Genomic DNA, 12,918 nt, shown 5'->3' with positions numbered 1-12,918 from the left:
TGGGCAGGGCATCTTTCGCCCGCACCAAAGGCATGCGCTCCGAGCGCTCCTACAGACCGCAATTGTACCGCGTGTGAACGAGAACCTGCGAATAGCCCGGCTCGCTCGTCACGCCATTCAGATTGCTCTTTATCCATCTTGTTGCCGAGGTAAGCTCGGCTGCGAAATCGTGCGAGATGACATAGTCCATCACCCCGGACTCCAGCAGCGCGCGGGAATGGACGGACAGTTCATGGCCGACAAACACCGTTTCGTCCGCCTTTCCGGCATTTTCCAACGCCTTGCCGATACCGCGATTGGCGCCGGCCACATTGTAGATTGCCGCAGGGTGCCCGTTCGCCTCGAAGTATCGCGTCAGTTGTTCGCATGTGCTCTCTGGCCTTTCGTCCGAGATCATACGTTCCTCGATCTTAAGGTATGGAAAATCCGACCGCAGAACGCGCCGGAAACCCATCTCGCGCTCCTGCTGGCAACGGAACGGCACGCTCATGACAACCAGAATGCTGCTGTTTTCCTTCGGCAGGGCATTGCCGATCAACAGCGCCGCAACGCTTCCGGCGGCGTACTGGTCGTTCCCGACATAGGTGCTTCGTCGCGAACTCGGCAGGTCTGTCGTGAGGCAGACCACCGGCCGGCCGATCGTCCGGAGCTTTCGAATGGCCCGGTTGGTTGCAGGATGCTCCCGGCCAATGACCACGACGCCATCCGCCTCCCCGCCTTCCTGCTCGATCCGCCGCGCGAAGGCGAGCGGTTCGGCATCGCTTGTCGTTACGTACACCCCCTGCACGTCGATGCCGGGCTGCGTGCGGTTCACCTCCGACACGGCCGCCGCCATGGCCGCATTGAATGTCTCGCCGGATTCACAGAACAGGCGAATGAGGACGGGAACATCGCTGTCGGCGCTCTCATGGCGAAGTTTTTCCAACGCCGCGAGAACGCGCGCCCGGGTCTTTTCCCGCACACCACTGCGATTGTTGAGCACCCGGTCGACCGTCGCGGAACCCACTGCCGCGATCTTGGCGATCGCATGAACCGACGGCCCTTTCCATGTTCCAGACTTCATGGGTTTTGGCATTTTCCCCTCACTTGTTGATGCGATTCAAATCATGAAGTCGAACGACTGCGTGACTGATTCCTAGCGGCTGAAGCCATTGCCGTGAATTGGTGCGATACGGAATTTTTGATGCAAAACACATCGGAAATGGTCCGCCATGCTCGTTGAATGATGGCAATTCGATCCGGATAATCCAACCGGTCGAGGCTGCTACCGCCCAAGAACCCCACAGCGACTATCCATACTTTCATCATCTGCCGGGAATTCGCACGCGCCATCGCTGCGCAAACCGCGCTTCGAAAACAAGGAACAGGGAATGTCCGTCAGAGTTGCAATCATCGGCGCAGGCATCATGGGTGCGGACCATGCACGGATCGTCTCGCAGGATTTGCCCGGAGCGGTACTGCAGGTCGTCTGCGATGCCTTCGAGGCGCGTGCCCGCGCGATTGCGGAGGATTGCGGCGCAGCCGACATCTCCACCGATGCCTTCCAGACGATCCGGCGCGACGACATCGACGCCGTGATCATCGCAAGCCCCGACGAAACCCATGCGCAGCTGTCGCTTTCCGCAATCGAGGTCGGAAAACCCGTGCTCTGCGAAAAACCCCTTTCGCAAAATGCAAGCGAATGCCGCACGGTCATCGATGCGGAGGTCGCGCGCGGTCGCCGGTTCGTTCAACTCGGCTTCATGCGCCGTTTCGACCCCTCCTATCGCGACATGAAGGCCGCGCTTGCGGACGGCTCGCTCGGCCGGGCGATCATGATGCACAACATGCACCGGAATGTCGAAGCGCCGGCGAACTTCACCGGCCAGATGGCAATCACCAACTCGGCCCCGCACGAATTCGACGTCGCACGCTTCATGCTTGACGCCGACTATACCGCGATATCCGTCTTTCAGCCGACCGGTGTCGATGCATCGAAAACCGGCGCTCCGGTGTTTATGGTTCTCGAAACCGATCAGGGTCAACTCGTCAACATCGAGGTCAACAACAGCGCTGCCTATGGCTATGACGTGCGCGGCGAGCTTGTCGGCGAAAAAGGCTCTATCCTGCTCAACGCCCCGGTTCACACGCGCCGCAACGGCCAGCTCATGGCGTTCGAACACTATCCAGCCGATTGGCGGCCGCGCTTTGCGGAAGCCTATCGCCTGCAGAACAAGGCCTTTTTGAATTTCGTTCGAACCGGCACGTTCCCCGCAATCGCCTCCGACAGCTGGGACGGCTACTGCGCCACGCTCGTCGCCGAAGCAGGCGTCGAGGCGCTTCGGACAGGCAAGCGCGTCCGCCTCGACACGACGGTCAGGCCCTCACTCTACAACGCACGATAGGAAATCTGCAATGAAACTCGGTTTTGTTTCCGACAGCCTAGGCGGCCTGTCTTTCGACGCTCTCCTCGACAGTGCCGTGCGCCTCGGCGTCTCGGGCGTCGAAGTGAACACCGGCGGCTGGTCCACCGCTCCACATTTCGACCTCGAGGCGATGAAGAACAGCGCCGATGCGCGTCGGCACTTCACCAGAGCCTTCCAGGACCGCGGCCTGGAGATCATCGCGCTCAACGCCAACGGCAATCCGCTGCACCCGACCCAGCCCGAGCAAGGCGCGTGCCTGAGGGACACGATCCGTCTCGCCGGAGACCTGGGCATCAAGACTGTCTGTACCATGTCCGGCCTTCCGGAGGGGCGTGCGGGCGACCTCATGCCTAACTGGGTGGTCTCGTCCTGGCCGCCGGAAACGCAGCAGATCCTGCACTATCAATGGGAGGAAAGGCTTCTGCCGTTCTGGACGGAGATCGCCGCCCTTGCAAAGGAATGTGGCGTGGAGCGCATCGCGCTTGAGCTTCACGGCAATCAATACGTCTACAACGTACCCTCGCTCCTGAAGCTGCGGGCCGCCATCGGCCCGGTCGTGGGCGCAAATCTCGACCCATCGCACCTCTTCTGGATGGGCGCCGATCCACTGGTCGCGGCGGAAGCGCTGGGAGATGCCATCTTTCATGTGCACGCCAAGGACACGATGCTGAACGCGCCGGTTCAGGCGACGGCCTCGCTTCTGGAGAACGGCTCGCTGATGAACATTCCCGCCCGAAGCTGGTCCTATGTCACGCTCGGTTTCGGCCATGGCGAGGCCTGGTGGCGCCAGTTCTGCTACCGCCTGACAATGGCCGGCTATGATGGCTGGCTCTCGATCGAGCACGAGGACGTGCTGCTCAACAGTCTTGAGGGGCTGGAAAAATCGGTCGCGCTCCTGAAGACCGTTATGCCGGTCGCGGCAAGCGATTTCAAACTACAGGCGATTTGAAAGCCATGGCGCCGAAAAGCACCATCACGCGTGTACATCAATCGGACCAGAAAAATCCGCCAGAGAATTTCTTGGAAATCAAGCGGCGCATTGTCTCTGGACACGGCACTTTTTCCGAAGATGGCAAGCGGCTTGTAAAAGCCGCCCTTGACGATCCCGCTGCAATCGCCTTTGGAACCGTGGCCTCAGTCGCGTGCAAGTGCTCGGTTTCGATGACAACGGTGACGCGAACCGCGCGCGTTCTCGGATTCTCAGGCTTCCGAGACTTGAGAGCGGTCTTCAGGACCTATCTCAAGCGCCCTGCAAGTTGAGGCGCAGGCGACTTTAGTCGCCAACTGAGTCTGGGAAGTCATGCTGAAACGCCAACATAGGCAAGAATGCTAGCAACATCGCTTCTCCGAAGCTCTTGAAGGGATTCGAACACGCGGCCCGTGATCAGCTTCCAGGAATCGTGAGATAAAGTAGGAGCTTAGCCTAGATGAACATCCAAACGAGGATCGTAAGCGGATCGGCCGCTCTGCAAGCATCGTTGGTAAATCAAGATTCTGAGCATGCGTGCCGAACGGAGCCCGACCTCCGACGTTACGCCGGGCGTGGAAGAAATCGTTTGCGGCTAGTTCGTCGCCGCCTTTACCTTCATTTTGTGTCGCGCATGGCAGTTGGCCTACTTCCGTAGCGGCTCGTTCGACGTAGGTCTATGATCAACAGACAGACAACGTTATTGTCGTGAAGTGTTGCGCTGCGCCCCGGCACACTTACATTTGCTTAGCTCTGGCTCCTAACCGCGCAACCATAAATTTTGAAAGGCATCTCGTGCCGCGCAAAGTCGTCGATACCCTGATCCTTGATCTGGACAACACTCTTTTTGATTGGTTCGCGGTTTGGTACGCGTCCTTTGCGCCGGTCTATAGTGAGATACTAAAGAAGACCAACCGCGCTGAAGCAGAAATCCAGGCTGACATTCGAAACGTGCATCGGACACGTCGCACCTCGGAATACACATTCCTTCTTGAGGAAATCGAAGCACTTACCGATTTGCGTCAACGCGGGGACATCCGAGCAGAGTTTCGAGAGTCGATCGAACTGTCGCGGCAAGGTCGGGATATCAATCTCAAACTCTACCCGAGTGTTTTCAGATCCCTGTGGCGGATCAAAGACCAAGGTACCAAGATCGTCGCTTACACCGAGTCGATGGCGTTTTATAGCGCGTACCGTCTGAAGCGTTTCGGCTTGGACGGTGTAATAGATGTAATGTTCAGTCCTGAGGACCACGATATGCCAAGCGGCGTGTCGGTCGACAGCATGCGACGACTTCCAGAGGAATTCTATGAATTACAAGTGACTGAATCACGCCACACCCCGCCGGGTGAACTCAAGCCAAATCCCCGCGTGTTGCTTGATATCATCAAGGCGGTAGGCGCAACGACCGATCGCTGCGCCTACGTCGGAGACAGCCTTTTCAAAGATGTCGCGATGGCGCGCGATGTCGGTGTCTTCGACATTCACGCAAAATACGGCGAGAGTCAGCGCCGACCTGAATACGACCTTTTAAGGCAGGTTTCCCATTGGACCGAGGCAGATGTGCAGCGCGAAAAGGCTATCGTTGAAAAGGGCCACGACTTCGAGCCCAGCGCGGTACTGAAAGATTCATTCGCTGAGATCTTTATTCACTGCGACTTCGAGTCCTTCGATCTCAAGCCAAGTGCGATCGTTGATGACAAAACCGCAACCCAATTTGCCCTTGAAACCTGGAAGAAGACCGTCGACGTCCAGCAGCATTTCAATGATCTCGAAATGCGCATAAGGAATTTCGCGATAACGGTAGTAGGCGCGCTAATCGCTTCGGTGGGTTTCACCTATCAGCAGGGCCTTCAGGCGGATGTTTTTGGTGTTAGGATCTCAGCGGGCGTCGGGCTTGTGCTCGCGGCCGGCTTCGCTTGGCTAGCCTTCTTTTTTATGGATCGATATTGGTACCACATTTTCCTCCGAGGAGCGGTTAAACACGCCAGCACGATCGAAAAAGAGTTCGCCGACCGAATTCCGGGAATAGGCCTCGGTACAACGATCTCGCAAATGAGTGGCGATGTAAAAATCCTCTGCTGGAAAACAAATTCCGAACGACGGCTTACGATATTCTATGCGGCTGGTTTAGCTATGCTGGGAGTAGTACTGGTCACCCTGCTTATCGCGCAGCCTCAACGTCCTGGTGCGCTGCCTCACGATACGCGCGCGGTGGAAGAGCTTAAGCAACCATAGCGTTCAGTTGCGGCCACCTCGAATTCAATTCTTCCGGAACCCTTCCTCCTCGGCGAAAAGGGCGATTTTCCACATCACTCGTTGGACTTGGCGAGGCGATACAGTTTAGCCATTTCAGTATTTTCTCTACTCAGGTTGGCGTTTACTGGATGCCCAAGGTTGAAATACCGAGGCAACAGCCTTAACGTGATTGCAACGCAGAGGGGAGTAATAGCTGCATCGCAATTTCGAAAGGACAGCCTGCTATAGGACGCCCGTTTCGACGCACTTATCACCGTGGCCTTCTGCCTCCGCCTTCAAGCACACGGTCTAACAAGGATCGACGCTCACGTGAATAAAATGACCGAAGACGAGATCATTGGCTACCCTTTTCGCTTGGGCGGTACTTGGTACATGCGAAAGGCTAGGAATGGAGACGAACTGGTCGAGTTGATCACAACAGCTAGCGTCTTCGCTGAAATATCCACGGGCATGCTTACCGTCGTTCACGGCGTCTACGTCTATACAAACCGGGAAGGCGTCCTGAGCTTTCAAGTCTCGCATGCTGAGCACCCCACAGAATACGACGCCGATCTAGATCACGGGATCAATATCGACCCGAGAAAGATCGTCGAAGCTGAGGTCAGTAAGAAAATCCCGAATTGGCGGCTTATAGAAGCGGCCAGCCGGGAGTTTGTTGATGACGATCCCGACAGAGTGCGATTCTCTGTCGATGCGGCCCATATCCAAAGGCTCGGCGAGCAGCTTGTCAGCAAGCAGGAAACCGCGCTCTCCGAACTCATCAAGAACGCCTACGATGCAGACGCAACAAAGGTCACTCTTACATTCAGCAATCAGGACAAAATAGGCGGCAGTCTCGTCATCGAAGACGATGGCGTGGGGATGACCGAGGAAGTCATCCGGTCCTCGTGGATGCGGATATCAACGAACGCGAAAGACACCCAGCCCACTTCCCCAGTGTTCGGTCGTGCTCGCGCTGGTAAAAAGGGTATTGGACGCTTCTCTGTGCAGCGCTTAGGAAAGCGCCTCACTTTCGTGTCCAAGCCAGCCGGTGAAGGGTTTGGCTATCGGGTTCAGTTCGACTGGGACCGCGACTTCATTGCGGGTGCCTCGCTCCAGGACGTCTTCAGTTCGATCGAGCGCTTTGCAAAGCCCACTGAAGATCAAGGCACGCGACTACAAATCGACGATCTACGCGAGCGGTGGTCAGCCGCGGATATCGAAAAGGTATGGCGGGCAGTAGTGCTGCTCCAGCCTCCTTTTCCCGTTGGAACCGACGATACCCACGCTCTCCTAATCGGTGACTACAGAGCAGATCCCGGTTTCAAGGTGGAGATAAATGACGTTACCCAGGAAGCCCAACGAGAGCTGTTTTCGATCGAGAAGTCTTTTCTCTCCCAAGCACTCGCGACAATTCGGGCTAGGATTGACGAGACTGGACTCGCGGCACTGCGAGTTACATCGGAAAAACTGCAGCTAGACGAGACGGCTGAGTATCACGAAAAACTTCTCTTAACGGGCCCGGTGAAGCTAGAAGCACGTTATTTCATTTATAATTCCGCGAGCTTATCTGGGATGTCCGCGCCGCAGGCGACTCGCATGGGCCGTGAATTTGGTGGAATTAGAATCTACAGAAATGGTTTTCGCGTGCAGCCGTATGGCGATCCGGCCGACGACTGGCTCCAACTGGCGGGCGACACCTCACGCAGAAACATTCTTGTCCCAGCCAACAATTCAAACTTTTTTGGTCAGGTTAGCATACCACCTTTGGCAGAATCGCTCTTCGAAGAGACGAGCAGCCGAGAAGGTTTGATTGAAAACGAAGCATTTCTCGAACTACGAGAATTCACTCGCTGGGCGGTGGAGTGGGCCGCTCTGAGGATCGCCTCGGTCCGCAAGCGAAAAACGAAGGCGAGCGAGCGCAACTTCGTACCCGAGCAGAAAAAGCCTTCAGAGGTCCTTAGAGATTTCCGAGAGCGCCTTATTACCGGGCAGCCAGACAAAAACGTCGATGAAGACGTTAACGAAAGCTTTGCCGAGGCTGAACAGCTCATCGTCGAATACGAGCGCGTCGTTGAGCAACAGCGAGCGGCCTCTATTGAATATGAGGAGATGCTACGGATACTTGCCTCGCTAGGAATCTCGATTGGCGTATTTGGGCACGAGATCAAAGGTTCACAGGGTGCGCTGGTGTCAAACCTGCACCTACTGAACGATCTCGTTGCCGAGGCTAAAGATCCTATTTTGAAGCCTAAGCTTTTGGATCAGCACGCAGAGCTGCAGAAGGCAGTAGGTCGCGTCTTCGATATCGGGGGATACATCGCCGGATTGCTTTCGCAGACGGAGAGCCGAGAATTGCATGAGCTATCGGTAGGGGGGGCCGTCCAACGTTTCGTGGCGCAATTCAAGAACTACATGACCAAGCAGGGTGTCGAATTCCTTCTCGACATTTCGCCGCCCTCTCTCCGCACTACCGCGATGCACTCGGCCGAGTTCGACGCTGTGCTGCTTAACTTCTTGACTAACGCCGTAAAATCGATGAAACGCGCCAAGGCCCACCCTAAGAAAATCAAGATATCTGCGCGGAAAATCGACCGAGACATAGTGCTCGCATTCGAAGACAACGGCACAGGGTTGGAACCAGGAATCGAGGATCGCATATTTGATCCATTCTTTACGACCAGCGCCAGCATGGAAGAGGACGGAATCGCGGGACCCGGCACGGGCTTAGGGCTCAAAATCGTATCAGATATCGCCGAGAGTTACGGTGGATCCGTCACGGTCGCCACGCCAAGCCAGGGATACAATTTCAAAATCGAATTTCGCATTCTCTCAAAATAGGACCACAGCAATCAATGTTTAAGGGCGTTTTTGTAGACGACGCAGACGAGGCTTATGCTGGTGTCATGAGCACGCCGGGCGAACTGGAATTCGAATTCCTCAAGGTATGTCCTTTGACCGCCCAGGCACTGGCTATCCGCGAACGTAGCCCGGATGTCGTTGCCCTTGACTATAGGCTTGACGAAGTCGACGCGGGTATTGAGGCTGGGCACACGTACAAAGGCAGCGGATTAGCCCAGCTTCTCCGGGATGTGGCTATCTCGAATCCCGCCGGCGATTTCAGTCTCGTGCTGGTCTCCAACGAAACCAAGCTCAAGGCGGCATACGATCCGGATAAAACAGCCCACGACCTATTCGACAAGGTGTACTCGAAAGAAGAGGTCAATGAGAACCGGGACCTCGTCAGAAAAGAACTGAACGCTCTTGCCCGTGCATACGAGACCCTTCGAAAGATGGACGGCAAGTTCGACATCTCGACGATCCTCGCCTCGAACGACCTCGATACTCAGCAGCTCGACAGCCAGGAACTCCGTCGTTCTTTCGAGAGCGCGGCAGCCCCGCATCTTATCGTTCGCCAATTACTTCGGAACATGATCGAAAGGCCCGCCATTCTGATCGACGACCATTGGGCATGTGCCATGCTCGGTATTAATCCGGAAGACTTTCACTTGATAGCGCCCGTGCTGCAAGACGAGGGCGTCGCATACACTGGACTTCTAGGAGATGGATGGCGCAGATGGTGGTCAGGGAGGCTCGAGGACTTCAGCGAAAGAATCTTCGAGGACCGGTTATCGGGCCTTACCTCCGCCGAGCGTGCGACGAAACTGAGCCATGCGCTAGGGAAGGTGATCAGGCCGAATGCATCTCCCTGGAACGATAGTGTCGACGAATATCCAGTATTCTCCTGCGCTTCATGCGGTCGTCCGGCGGAACTTCGCCATTCGCTTGCTGCTTATGATCCTCGCGCCCCACGATACGCAACACGTAGGCGGATCTGCTGGGACTGCATTCAGAAAGACACCTATAAGCATCTAAACTCACCTTTAGAAGTGGATGAAACAGACGAAGATCTTATTGGCGACGTACAGGGAATGGAACGCGCCGTGCCGAAGGTGGCATATGACTGACTTCAGGGCGGAGGAAGCTGGAAAAGCTCTTGGTGTTATTGCGGAAAAATTGCACTTGGCTGGTATACTTACTCAAGAAGGCCGTTCGGCGCTTTCCGATGAGAGCAAGAATATTATCAAGCAGAAGAGATCAAAATCTTGGTCTCTGGAAATTAAGCCAGCGCGGCCAATTTCCTTTTCTCGCGCTAAGGACAAACATGGCAACGACATACAGCTCAACCTCATTTCGAAAATCAAGGTCGATCAAATTGACGAACTACATGCGCCATTTGAATCTCTCGATATCGCACTGGAGATGTTCGATCGCGCCGGTGACCCAATTGGAAGATGGCATGTAGACCGGGCGAATGCAGGGCAGAGTGGTCCGACTTATCACTTGCAGTTCGGCGGACATGCGCGGGGACATCGCTCAACGGATTTTCCCGTCCAGGAACCACGTTGGTGTCATCCACCAATGGAAATCGCCCTCCTCTGCGAAGTTATATCGGCAAATTTCTTCGAGGCGCTTTGGAAAAAACACCTTCGCGACGATCCCGCATGGTGCAAATCGATCCAGCTGTTCCAACAGCTTTGCTTTGAAGCCTACGCAAAAATACTCGCGGATTGCCTACGCGTCGGTCAGTCGACGGCGCTGGGCTCAATGTGGGGCGATCGTTGGGTGCGAAAGCCGAAAAAATAGAGATCAAGGGCGGCGGCGCTGGCGCACCACTGCAAGTGCCTGAATAAGATCACTGGAAATTTTCTTCGCCGACGTCAGGCCGGCAGCCTCATATATGAAGGTATCAGCTCGCATGGCTGCTTCGACTCGGCTTCCGCGCCGAAGTAATTGGTCGAGTTCTTTGAACACCGAATTCAACTCAGCTGTACCAACTTTAGGCATCAGTAGCTGCAGCCGCTCGGCATCACGTGGCTCATGTTTCAAAACGCCAGATCCGTATCTTCGCCCCACGATCTCGGCCGACATCTGACTGAACGACGTCAAAATGCTGACAGCGGCCAACTTGCGCGTTCTGGCCGATGCTGCCGCAGCATGAAAGAACACGCGATGGATCGTGTTCGTCGACGTCCCATTGGTCTCGTTGAGCACAAGTCGGGGGCCATCATGATGCATCACCGGAAAGAAAGCGTCTGGACGCCTGCCATCATATGTCTCAGACCAATGAGCGCGTTTGCGAAAAGTGCTGTTGTCCTCGCGCCGCTTGGTATCGAAGGTCGATAGGTATCTCTCGATCGGCGCAGACTGGTCTTCTTTTCCAAGGGAAATCAAAAACGTTTTACCCCCTTCCGCAGCGTAGCTCTGGAAATCCTCGTCAACAAGGGCGATACTCGCTGATGCCTTGAATTTCGAAAGAACTTTGATGCAAGCCGACTCGGGAATCCCCGCTGCTTCCAAGTCCGAGCGACTTAAGACAAAAAAGTGGTTTGCGCCGGTAACAACCCCGATCTGAACTTTGGCGAGCTTGCCAAACATCAAGACGCTCTCGTGAGCAGCCACCGCCGAAAACAGCGATGTCTCAGCTGACGTCAGGCTGAGGATCGCAGCGCTGGGGCCGCTTAAGTCGCCAGTCCAGAGGCCTTCAGTCCATCGCGCGATCGTCTTCTCGAGTTCCTCAAGATCTGCAGCTATCCCGACGGCCATCCTTCCATCTGCCTCAGACTCCCGGAATCCATCGGCAAGCAAGACCACCGTTTCCTCGTCGGTTCCTTCCGAAATAAAGAGGCGATCACGGACCACGAATGCAGCGACGCGCTCGAAGCGCCGCGGCAAATAATCCCTCAGCGCTTTTGCGTAGTCGGCCTGCATGAACGCACCGGGCAGAACCCAAGCCATGCGTCCGCCAACTTGGATAAATCTTAGACTATGCCAAATGAAATAGGCCCAAAGGCTACTCCGACCACCAACGCCTGTCCCTGGCCATACGCGCGAGGAGAGCTCTCGTACCCTTTCCTTCCCAATGCGTTGATGGGGGATATATGGAGGGTTCCCAATCACCGCCGTGAATTTGCTCGGCCAAGAGTCAACTTCAAAACAGTCGAGGAAATCGCCCTGCACGAATCCATCCAGGTCGCGATGGCCGTCGAACAGTTTGGAGAGGTGGGTAAACGCCAAAGAGTCGATATCGCAGCCAAACACTCTTTTCGCAGGTTCAGCTGCCCCCTTGCGCGCCAACGTCGATAAAGCGGAAGCAAGGAATCCGCAACCGCCGAAGCTGGGCTCGAGGACGAGATCGCTAGCACGCCGGATTGCCCAATCCGATAGCATCCCGCTAAGCCGTTGCGGCGTGTAGAATGCCCCGAGTTGGCGACGTTCTTCCAACCCCCGTACTACATTGGTCTCATCGAAGGCGACTGGCTCGCCCGCCTGCGTGTCCATAGCGGAATGGACGTTCACAAAATTCATCACGGCGCGCTCAGCCTGCTGGAGATATGGATGACCCGTTCGAATACCACGCCTAACCTGACTCCGACTCTCGCCTAAAGGCTCTACGATATAACTCTTTAACAAACTGTCGCCGGCGGCGACAGCTGGCTGTGCATTGCAACCGGCTACGATCACTCACGGCGTTCAACTACACTCGTCAGCCCAATGCCGATGTCAATTGCCTGACCGCCGCTTCATTCGATAGGCAATGTCTCCACGTCCGTTTCGCTTTCAACGCCTTCCGAGGCGACGACTTCGTTCTGAGCCGCGTCCCGGCTGAGCAGCCCCGCATCCTCCAGCGCCTCGATATCCGGCAGGTCGCGCAGCGTCGCCATCCCGAACGCTGATAGGAAGTGTTTCGTCGTGACATAGGTATAGGGCGCGCCCGGCGTCGGACTGCGCGGCCCTGAGGCGAGGAAGTTGGCGCCTCGCAGGCTAGCGATCGTGTCGCGGCTGACCTCCTTGCCAAAAATCTTCGAGAGGTCGCCGCGGGTGATCGGCTGGAAATACGCAATCGCCATCAGCACCATCGCCTCGAAATCGGACAGCGCCGGCGCCGCACTCCGCGTCGAGGCTTGCGACGCCCGGATCGCGGACGCGTAAGCCGAACGGCTTCGGTGCTGCCAGCCGCCGGCGACGAAGACGATCTCGTAGGGCCGATCCCGCAATTCCGCGCGAAGATCGTCGATCAAGAGATCGATGCTGCAGTCCTTGCCGACGATACGGGCCAGCGTCTCGCGACCGACCGGTTCGGCCGCCGCAAAGATCACCGCCTCGACGCGCAGCATCCATTCGCGCCAGCGCAGCTCCGGCGGCAGGTCCGCCAGTTCCCGATCAAAGAGATGTTCATCTCCAGCGTTCGCTTGCCCAGTGCGCCCTTTGCCACGCGGTGCTTTGCCTGCATTCGGTTCATTCATG

At 56.3% G+C, this 12,918-nt stretch carries 10 protein-coding genes; 7 read left to right on the top strand and 3 right to left on the bottom strand.

Features of this window, described 5'->3' with window-relative positions; genetic code table 11:
- Positions 1 to 49: 49 nt before the first annotated feature.
- The gene (locus J2Y63_RS27765) at positions 50 to 1,075 is read right to left on the bottom strand and encodes a LacI family DNA-binding transcriptional regulator (protein ID WP_435268745.1); all 1,026 of its coding nucleotides are present in this window, start codon (positions 1,073 to 1,075) and stop codon (positions 50 to 52) included.
- 295 nt (positions 1,076 to 1,370) lie between these two features.
- Here J2Y63_RS27765 and J2Y63_RS27760 point away from each other — a divergent pair, with 295 nt between their 5' ends.
- The 7 genes from J2Y63_RS27760 to J2Y63_RS27730 all read left to right on the top strand — a co-directional run bounded on the left by J2Y63_RS27760 (position 1,371) and on the right by J2Y63_RS27730 (position 10,257).
- Complete coding sequence (locus J2Y63_RS27760; RefSeq protein WP_435268744.1) at positions 1,371 to 2,384, top strand: Gfo/Idh/MocA family oxidoreductase; 1,014 nt, start codon at positions 1,371 to 1,373, stop codon at positions 2,382 to 2,384.
- A gap of 10 nt (positions 2,385 to 2,394) precedes the next feature.
- Positions 2,395 to 3,354, top strand: coding sequence for a sugar phosphate isomerase/epimerase family protein (locus J2Y63_RS27755; RefSeq protein WP_435268743.1), 960 nt, complete (start codon positions 2,395 to 2,397; stop codon positions 3,352 to 3,354).
- A gap of 5 nt (positions 3,355 to 3,359) precedes the next feature.
- Positions 3,360 to 3,665 (top strand): MurR/RpiR family transcriptional regulator, encoded by a 306-nt coding sequence (locus tag J2Y63_RS27750; protein ID WP_435268742.1) that lies wholly within the window; start codon positions 3,360 to 3,362, stop codon positions 3,663 to 3,665.
- A gap of 502 nt (positions 3,666 to 4,167) precedes the next feature.
- Positions 4,168 to 5,610 (top strand): HAD family hydrolase, encoded by a 1,443-nt coding sequence (locus tag J2Y63_RS27745; protein ID WP_435268741.1) that lies wholly within the window; start codon positions 4,168 to 4,170, stop codon positions 5,608 to 5,610.
- A gap of 339 nt (positions 5,611 to 5,949) precedes the next feature.
- Positions 5,950 to 8,451, top strand: coding sequence for an ATP-binding protein (locus tag J2Y63_RS27740; RefSeq protein WP_435268782.1), 2,502 nt, complete (start codon positions 5,950 to 5,952; stop codon positions 8,449 to 8,451).
- Positions 8,452 to 8,465: 14 nt separating this feature from the next.
- The gene (locus J2Y63_RS27735; protein ID WP_435268740.1) at positions 8,466 to 9,578 is read left to right on the top strand and encodes a hypothetical protein; all 1,113 of its coding nucleotides are present in this window, start codon (positions 8,466 to 8,468) and stop codon (positions 9,576 to 9,578) included.
- Positions 9,571 to 10,257, top strand: coding sequence for a hypothetical protein (locus J2Y63_RS27730; protein WP_435268739.1), 687 nt, complete (start codon positions 9,571 to 9,573; stop codon positions 10,255 to 10,257). The genes J2Y63_RS27735 and J2Y63_RS27730 overlap by 8 nt, the downstream gene beginning before the upstream one ends.
- A 3-nt stretch (positions 10,258 to 10,260) precedes the next feature.
- Here J2Y63_RS27730 and J2Y63_RS27725 read toward each other — a convergent pair whose 3' ends face one another.
- Together J2Y63_RS27725 and scpB are read right to left on the bottom strand one after the other, a co-directional pair.
- A complete protein-coding gene (locus J2Y63_RS27725) occupies positions 10,261 to 11,979 on the bottom strand; it encodes an Eco57I restriction-modification methylase domain-containing protein (protein WP_435268781.1) in 1,719 nt (572 codons plus the stop codon).
- A 215-nt stretch (positions 11,980 to 12,194) separates the two neighbouring features.
- Positions 12,195 to 12,917 (bottom strand): SMC-Scp complex subunit ScpB, encoded by a 723-nt coding sequence (gene scpB, locus J2Y63_RS27720; protein WP_435268738.1) that lies wholly within the window; start codon positions 12,915 to 12,917, stop codon positions 12,195 to 12,197.
- Between the last annotated feature and the right edge of the window lies 1 nt (position 12,918).

The organism is Shinella sp. BE166 (assembly GCF_051201095.1).
Taxonomy (GTDB): Bacteria; Pseudomonadota; Alphaproteobacteria; order Rhizobiales; family Rhizobiaceae; genus Shinella; species Shinella lacus.
The sequence above is the reverse complement of the archived record's forward strand: the minus strand, read 5'-3'. Positions and strand labels throughout refer to the sequence as shown.

Excerpts from the sequence above, each read along its gene's own strand:
- J2Y63_RS27765 (WP_435268745.1), bottom strand. The coding sequence starts at position 1,075 with ATGCCAAAACCCATGAAGTCTGGAACATGGAAAGGGCCGTCGGTTCAT.
- J2Y63_RS27760 (WP_435268744.1), top strand. The coding sequence starts at position 1,371 with ATGTCCGTCAGAGTTGCAATCATCGGCGCAGGCATCATGGGTGCGGAC.
- J2Y63_RS27755 (WP_435268743.1), top strand. The coding sequence starts at position 2,395 with ATGAAACTCGGTTTTGTTTCCGACAGCCTAGGCGGCCTGTCTTTCGAC.
- J2Y63_RS27750 (WP_435268742.1), top strand. The coding sequence starts at position 3,360 with ATGGCGCCGAAAAGCACCATCACGCGTGTACATCAATCGGACCAGAAA.
- J2Y63_RS27740 (WP_435268782.1), top strand. The coding sequence starts at position 5,950 with ATGACCGAAGACGAGATCATTGGCTACCCTTTTCGCTTGGGCGGTACT.
- J2Y63_RS27735 (WP_435268740.1), top strand. The coding sequence starts at position 8,466 with ATGTTTAAGGGCGTTTTTGTAGACGACGCAGACGAGGCTTATGCTGGT.
- J2Y63_RS27730 (WP_435268739.1), top strand. The coding sequence starts at position 9,571 with ATGACTGACTTCAGGGCGGAGGAAGCTGGAAAAGCTCTTGGTGTTATT.
- J2Y63_RS27725 (WP_435268781.1), bottom strand. The coding sequence starts at position 11,979 with ATGAATTTTGTGAACGTCCATTCCGCTATGGACACGCAGGCGGGCGAG.
- scpB (WP_435268738.1), bottom strand. The coding sequence starts at position 12,917 with ATGAATGAACCGAATGCAGGCAAAGCACCGCGTGGCAAAGGGCGCACT.